5 protein-coding genes are annotated in these 7,153 nt (G+C 54.7%); 4 read left to right on the top strand and 1 reads right to left on the bottom strand.

Annotation, left to right across the window (positions count from 1 at the left end):
• Nucleotides 1-433 precede the first annotated feature (433 nt).
• The 3 genes from Q371_RS06125 (at nt 434) to Q371_RS06115 (ending at nt 4,670) form a co-directional block, all read left to right on the top strand.
• Nucleotides 434-1,630 (top strand): glycine C-acetyltransferase, encoded by a 1,197-nt coding sequence (locus Q371_RS06125; protein ID WP_034337514.1) that lies wholly within the window; start codon nt 434-436, stop codon nt 1,628-1,630.
• Nucleotides 1,627-2,652, top strand: a complete 1,026-nt coding sequence (gene tdh, locus Q371_RS06120; RefSeq protein WP_034337511.1) for an L-threonine 3-dehydrogenase — start codon at nt 1,627-1,629, stop codon at nt 2,650-2,652. Before Q371_RS06125 ends, tdh begins: the two co-directional genes overlap by 4 nt.
• Nucleotides 2,653-2,837: 185 nt before the next feature.
• Nucleotides 2,838-4,670, top strand: coding sequence for a glycoside hydrolase family 3 protein (locus Q371_RS06115; RefSeq protein ID WP_245618251.1), 1,833 nt, complete (start codon nt 2,838-2,840; stop codon nt 4,668-4,670).
• A 102-nt stretch (nt 4,671-4,772) separates the two neighbouring features.
• Here Q371_RS06115 and Q371_RS06110 read toward each other — a convergent pair whose 3' ends face one another.
• Nucleotides 4,773-5,156, bottom strand: coding sequence for a transposase (locus tag Q371_RS06110; RefSeq protein WP_034337508.1), 384 nt, complete (start codon nt 5,154-5,156; stop codon nt 4,773-4,775).
• Nucleotides 5,157-5,596: 440 nt separating this feature from the next.
• On the opposite strand from Q371_RS06110, the gene Q371_RS06105 reads away from it, so the two are divergent.
• Complete coding sequence (locus tag Q371_RS06105) at nt 5,597-7,153, top strand: circularly permuted type 2 ATP-grasp protein (protein ID WP_084571258.1); 1,557 nt, start codon at nt 5,597-5,599, stop codon at nt 7,151-7,153.

The raw sequence follows: 7,153 nt of genomic DNA, 5'->3' as shown, positions 1-7,153 counted from the left end.
CGAAGCTCTGGGGGGTTTGGTCTTGGGGATGAAAGGCCACAAAACTGTCACAAGCAATATCGACACCGATGACTTGCATGCGTTTTCCTCCTAGAATGGAATCGTCAAGCCGCTGACCGTCGGGACTGTCTTGTGTACAGGCTCTGATGCCTTAGATAACGTCCGACCTTTGGATCAGCTTCTCAGGCCCGTCCGATCTGAGTGACGAGCTCTGGCTCTTAGATTTCAACGGACTCTGGGGCCTGAGGGCTTGACCAAGTTCATTGTGCGCTCCAAATGAACTCAACACACAAGCTTTCAGCCCTCAGCGAAAAACACCAGAGGGCTGATGCGTGTTGAGACAAAAGCTTAAGCCGTTCAAATGCACTGACTGCTGACCACTGATGGCTGAAAGCTATTGTGTATACAGTATACAAAGAGTTAGGATAAGCGTATGACACGCCCTTTGCTTGAGCACCTGCAGCAGGAAATCCAGACCCTGAAAGACACAGGGTATTACAAAAATGAACACCAGATCCAGAGCCCCCAGCGGGCCGACATCCAGCTCAAAAACGGTCAACAGGTTTTGAATTTCTGTGCCAACAACTACCTCGGGCTGGCCAATGACCAGCGGATCATCGACCGTGCTGCTCAGGCCCTGACTGAGTACGGATTCGGAATGGCCAGTGTTCGCTTCATTTGCGGAACCCAGACCATCCACAAAGAACTCGAAGCCAGAGTGAGCCAGTTTCTGGGCACCGAAGACACCATTCTGTACACCAGTTGCTTTGATGCCAACGGTGGCCTGTTCGAGACCCTGCTTTCCGAACAGGACGCCATCATTTCCGATGAACTGAACCACGCTTCCATCATTGATGGGATCCGCCTGTGCAAAGCCAAACGGTTTCGGTATAAAAACAACGACATGCAGGACCTTGAGGCCCAGCTGCAGGCTGCAGACGCTGCAGGTGCACGTTTCAAACTGATCGCCACCGATGGGGTGTTCAGCATGGACGGCATCATCGCAGACCTCAAATCCATCTGTGACCTTGCGGACAAGTACGGTGCTTATGTGATGGTGGACGACAGCCACGCCGTGGGCTTCATCGGTGAAAATGGCCGGGGCACCCCCGAGTTTTGTGGCGTTTCAGATCGCATCGACATTTACACAGGAACCTTTGGCAAGGCTCTGGGTGGGGCCAGTGGAGGCTACACCTCTGGGCGCAAGGAAATTGTGGAGTGGCTCAGGCAGCGTTCCAGACCTTACCTGTTCTCCAACTCGGTGGCCCCCAACATTGTGGCGGCCACCCTTGCCACCCTTGACCTGTTGGAAGAGGATGGCAAAGTTCTGAGAAGCAAACTGCAGGCCAACAGCGAACTGTTCCGCCGTGAAATGACCACACTGGGCTTCCAGTTGGTGCCCGGTCAGCACCCGATCATTCCAGTGATGCTGGGCGATGCTGTGCTGGCAGGCAACATGGCCAAAGAAATGCTGGAACTTGGGGTTTATGTGGTGGGGTTCAGCTTCCCCGTGGTGCCCAGAGGCAAAGCCCGCATCCGCACCCAGATGAGTGCAGGACACGAAACCGAGCACATCGAGCGTGCTGTGAAGGCGTTTGAAGTCGCGGGCAAGAAAGTGGGTGCCCTGTGAAGGCCCTTGCCAAACTGGAAGCCAGAGAAGGCATCTGGATGACCGAGGTGGACAAGCCTGAGGTGGGCCCCAACGACCTCCTCATCCGCATCAAGAAGTCTTCGATTTGCGGAACCGATGTGCACATCTACAAGTGGGACGATTGGGCGCAAAAAACCATTCCTGTGCCCATGCATGTGGGTCACGAGTACATGGGTGTCGTGGAGACCATGGGCTCCGAGGTGCGCGGTTTTGAGATTGGAGACCGGGTCTCTGGAGAAGGCCACATCACCTGTGGCCACTGCCGGAATTGCCGTGCTGGTCGTCGCCATTTGTGCCGAAACACTCTGGGCGTGGGGGTGAACCGTCCCGGTTCCTTTGCAGAGTATCTGGTGATTCCTGCGTTCAATGCTTTCAAACTGCCTGCCAACATTCCAGACGAGATTGCTTCCATTCTGGATCCCTTTGGCAATGCGGTGCATACCGCCCTTTCCTTTGATCTGGTGGGTGAAGATGTGCTGGTGACGGGAGCAGGCCCCATCGGCATCATGGCAGCAGCGGTGGCCAAGCATGTGGGTGCGCGCAACGTGGTGATCACCGATGTCAACGATTACCGTCTGGATCTGGCCCGCAAGTTTGGGGTCACCAGAGCGGTCAATGTGGCCAAAGAAAACCTGCAGGACATCATGCACGATCTGGACATGCATGAGGGGTTCGATGTGGGGCTGGAAATGAGTGGCAGTGGTCCTGCATTCAACCAGATGCTGACCCACATGAACCACGGGGGCAAAGTGGCCCTGCTCGGGATTCCCGGAAGTGGCGTGACCATCGATTGGAACAACGTGATTTTCAAGGGCCTGATCATCAAGGGCATCTATGGTCGCGAAATGTTTGAAACGTGGTACAAGATGGTGGCCATTTTGCAGAGTGGCCTCGACCTCACCCCGATCCTGACCCACCGTTTTTCGATTGATGATTATGAAAAAGGTTTTCAGACGATGATCTCGGGTCAGTCTGGCAAAGTGATTCTGGACTGGGATTGAAGAAAAAGCTGTTCACAGGCCCGGACCCAGCTCCGGGCTGTTTTTGTTTTGATGCATGAGGAGAACATTTAAATCTGTAACATTTTGTTCAATTGCTGATTTTATGAAAACGATTGCAGGAAGCCAGAGGGGATGTTATATTGAGATTGTTAACCTTAAAAACAAAGTTCATGCTGGAGGTTGTGATGTTGCGCAAGTCCCGAGCCACCCGAATGCTGACTGCCCTTTTGCTGACCGGTGCAGTTTCCACCCAAGCCCAGAGCCAGGATGCCCCTTACTTGAATCCCAAATTGCCTGTCGAGGAACGGGTCAAAGACCTGCTCTCCAGAATGTCTCTGGAAGACAAAGTCGGCCAGATGACCCAGGCCGAACGCGGCAACATCAAAAACCTTGATGACGTCAGTTATTACGCCTTCGGTTCGATCCTCTCTGGTGGCGGTTCTGTGCCAGCAGACAACTCCCCAGAGGGCTGGGCCAACATGATCGACATGTACCAGCGTGAAACCCTGAAGGCCCCTCTGAAAATCCCCATGCTGTACGGAATTGACGCCGTGCACGGTCACAACAACGTGTATGGTGCAACCATTTTCCCCCACAACATCGGACTTGGGGCCACCCGCAATCCAGAGCTGGTCAAGAAGATTGGTGAAGCCACCGCCAAAGAGGTGTACGCCACAGGCATCCGCTGGAACTTTGCGCCATGCGTCTGCATTGCCAGAGATGAACGCTGGGGTCGCACGTACGAATCCTACGGGGAAGACCCTGAAATCGCCACCATGATGACGTCCATCATTGACGGCATGCAGGGCAACCTCGGGCAGCCCGGAACGGTTCTGGCCACCGCCAAGCACTTTGTGGCAGATGGTGGCACGGCTCTGGATTCCAGCACCACTGGAAACTACAGCCTCGATCAGGGGGATTCCCGCATTTCAGAAGAAGAACTCCGCAAGATTCACCTGCCCCCCTACAAGGCTGCCATCGAAAAAGGGGTGGGCAGCATCATGGCCTCTTTCTCCAGCTGGAATGGGGTCAAACTGCACGGCCACAAGTACCTGCTGACCGATCTCCTGAAAGGCGAACTGGGCTTCAAAGGCTTTGTGATTTCCGACTGGGCAGGCATCGATCAAATCTCCAACGATCCAGCCAAGAATGTGCGCGAGGCCATCAATGCAGGCATCGACATGGTGATGGAACCCAACAACTACCCCCGTTTCTACAACACCCTGCTGTCCGAAGTCGAAAAAGGCAACATCCCCATGAGTCGCATCGACGACGCGGTGTCCCGCATCCTCACCCAGAAATTCAAACTCGGGCTTTTTGAAAATCCCTTCACGGACCGCAGTTATTTCAACCAGTTGGGCTCACAGGAACACCGGGACCTTGCCCGTCAGGCTGTGCGCGAGTCTCTGGTGCTCCTGAAAAACGAGCAGGTGCTTCCCATCAAGAAAGACACCGCCAAGATTCTGGTGGCAGGCAGCAATGCAGACGACATCGGCAACCAGTCTGGGGGCTGGACCATGACCTGGCAGGGGGGCTCTGGCAAGATCATCCCCGGAACCAGCATCCTTGAAGGCATCCAGAAAACCGTGTCTTCCACCTCAAAAGTCGATTACGTGAAGTGGCCCGACCCCGATCAGGCCAAAGGTTACGACCTTGGCATTGTGGTGGTTGGCGAGCGTCCCTACGCCGAAGGTCAGGGAGACCGGGAAAATCTGGTCCTCGGAGATGGAGACCGCCGCGCCATTGACAACGTCTGCTCGGCCATGAAGTGTGTGGTGGTGGTGGTGTCTGGCCGTCCACAGATCCTGACCGATCAACTGCCCAAAATGAACGCTCTGGTGGCTGCATGGCTGCCCGGTTCAGAGGGTCAAGGGGTCGCCGATGTGCTGTTCGGAGATTTCAACTTCTCTGGCAAGCTGCCCATCACTTGGCCCAAAAGCATGGATCAGGTGCCGATCAATGTCGGAGATGCCAACTACGATCCGCTCTTCGCTTACGGTTATGGCCTGAAGTACTGAGCCCAGCAGAAACCATCCAGCAGAAAACCAAAAAGATCACCCGGACATTTCCGGGTGATTTTGTTTGCTTCCCTTTGCTTTCTTCCGGTTCCAGAGGCTGGATCAGTTGTCGGTGACCAGCACAGGAACCGGGACCATTTCATGCACCAGAGGCCGTTTGCGGGTGCCAAACTTCTGGGCGCGTTGCAGAGCAGCTTCGCGCAGGGTGCGTTCCCAGCCCATGCGAACATGGTTGGGAAAGGTGCCCAGAAAAGTGCCCAGAAGGTCGTCCCAGATGGTCTGCTCTTGCCACTTCTGGTACCTGTTCCAGGCGGTTCTGGAGGTGATGCCAAAATCCTCTGGCATGTCCTGCCAGGGCATGGCGGTGCTCAGGACGTGCAGGATCGCCTCGAAAACGTGGCGGTCACGCACGTTCAGTTTGGGGACGGCCAGCAACAGGGTGTCCCATTGTTCATCGGTGAGCCGATAGATGCTGTGTTCTTGCATTGGGGTCTCTCGCTTCTGACTTCTTCAGTCCGGGAAAGAAAGGCGGTCTGACGCGAACCTTGCAGGGGAGGGGTGCGTAAAAGGGAAAGACTTTGACCTTGGACTGTTGAATGAGCGTAAAACGCTTTCGGGGGGATTGTCAATGAAAAATCCCCGTCAAGGTTTTGACGCATGTGTGTTCTGCCCCACAACGCTCGTTTGCCCGAGCCATGAAGCAACCACCCCATCATTTTGCTCCTGTCACGACTTGTATGAATGTGATGGGACATCTTGCATCTGTTGAAGATGAATGCAAAAATATAAAATTGAACCCTAAAAATATACATAAAATCTGCATGATTTGGACAAATTGCCTTGAAATTTGCCCTTGACTGTGGCATATATTGAATATTCATGCGTCTTTGCTGGCCGCCCCTACCAGCAGCGCTGAAGGGAGTGCCATGACAGCAGTGTCTTTCACGCATCAGGCGTTCAATGAAGTCTATTCCACTCCCGAAAACGTCCGAGGACATTACCACGTCCTGATGGATCAACTTTCCAAACTGGGAGTTCAGGAATTTGAACGCCGTGCCGGACTCAGTGACCTGAGTTTCCGCAATCAGGGGATCACTTTTACCGTCTACGGAGATGCACAGGGAACCGAACGCACCATTCCCTTTGACATGCTCCCACGCATCATTTTGGCCCAAGAGTGGGACACCTTGGAACGGGGCCTCAAGCAACGGGTCAAGGCCATCAACATGTTCTTGCAGGACCTGTATGGCCCACAAAAGATCCTCAAAGACCGCAAAATCCCCTATGACCTGATCCATTCCAGCCCGAACTTTCGGCGTGAGATGTTCGGCATTCAGGTGCCTTATGGGGTGTACACCCATGTGGTCGGCTCAGACCTGATCCGCGACGAACAGGGCCAGTACCGGGTCCTTGAAGACAACTTGCGTTGCCCGAGTGGGGTCAGTTACGTGCTGGCCAACCGCACCGCCATGACCCGCATTTTCCCGAGGCTGTTCAGCCAGTACCGGGTTCGTCCGGTGCAGCATTACACCACGGCGCTTCTGGAACTGCTTCGCAGCCTCTCTCTCAGGCACCTTGAAGAGCCCACCATTGTGGTCCTGAGTCCGGGCATCTACAACAGTGCTTATTTCGAACACGCTTTTCTGGCCCAGCAAATGGGTGTGGAACTCGTGGAAGGCCGTGACCTGTTTGTCAGTGAGAGCAAGGTGTTCATGCGCACCACCCACGGACGCAAGCAGGTGGATGTGATTTACCGCCGCATCGACGATGATTTTCTGGACCCAGCAGCGTTCAGACCAGACAGTGCTCTGGGCGTCGCAGGCCTGATGCAGGCAGTCCGGGCAGGGAATGTGGCTCTGGCAAACGCACCCGGCGCAGGCATTGCAGATGACAAGGCTGTGTACCCTTACGTCCCAGAGATGATCCGTTATTACCTGTCGGAAGAGCCCATTCTGGAAAACGTGCAGACCTACTCTGGAGCCAAAAATCAGGATCTGGTGTACATGCTGGAACATGCCCACGAACTGGTCTTCAAGCCCGTCGGGGAGTCTGGCGGTTATGGGATGCTGATTGGCCCTCAATCCAGCAAGCAAGAGGTGCAGGATTACCTGCAAAAAGTGCGGGCCAACCCCAGAAATTTCATTGCCCAGCCGACCATTTCCCTGAGTGTGCACCCCAGTTACTACAAAGACACCGGCAATTTTGAACCCTGCCACATCGACCTGAGGCCTTTCATTCTGGTGGGTCAGGAGACCACCCTGATCCCCGGAGGCCTGACCCGAGTGGCCCTGAAAAGGGGTTCTCTGGTGGTCAACAGTTCGCAGGGGGGAGGCTCCAAAGACACCTGGGTGCTGGAAGACGACGACGTCCTGTATCAGCAAAACCTCATGGAAACCCCGGTGAACCTGCCCGAGTTTGAAGAACACCAGCCGGATCTGGCTCTGGAAGCCATCAAAATGGCCCAGGAAGCCCAACAACAATGA

This window comes from Deinococcus misasensis DSM 22328, from assembly GCF_000745915.1.
GTDB classification, from domain to species: domain Bacteria; phylum Deinococcota; class Deinococci; order Deinococcales; family Deinococcaceae; genus Deinococcus_C; species Deinococcus_C misasensis.
This window is presented reverse-complemented; position numbering and strand designations above follow the sequence as displayed.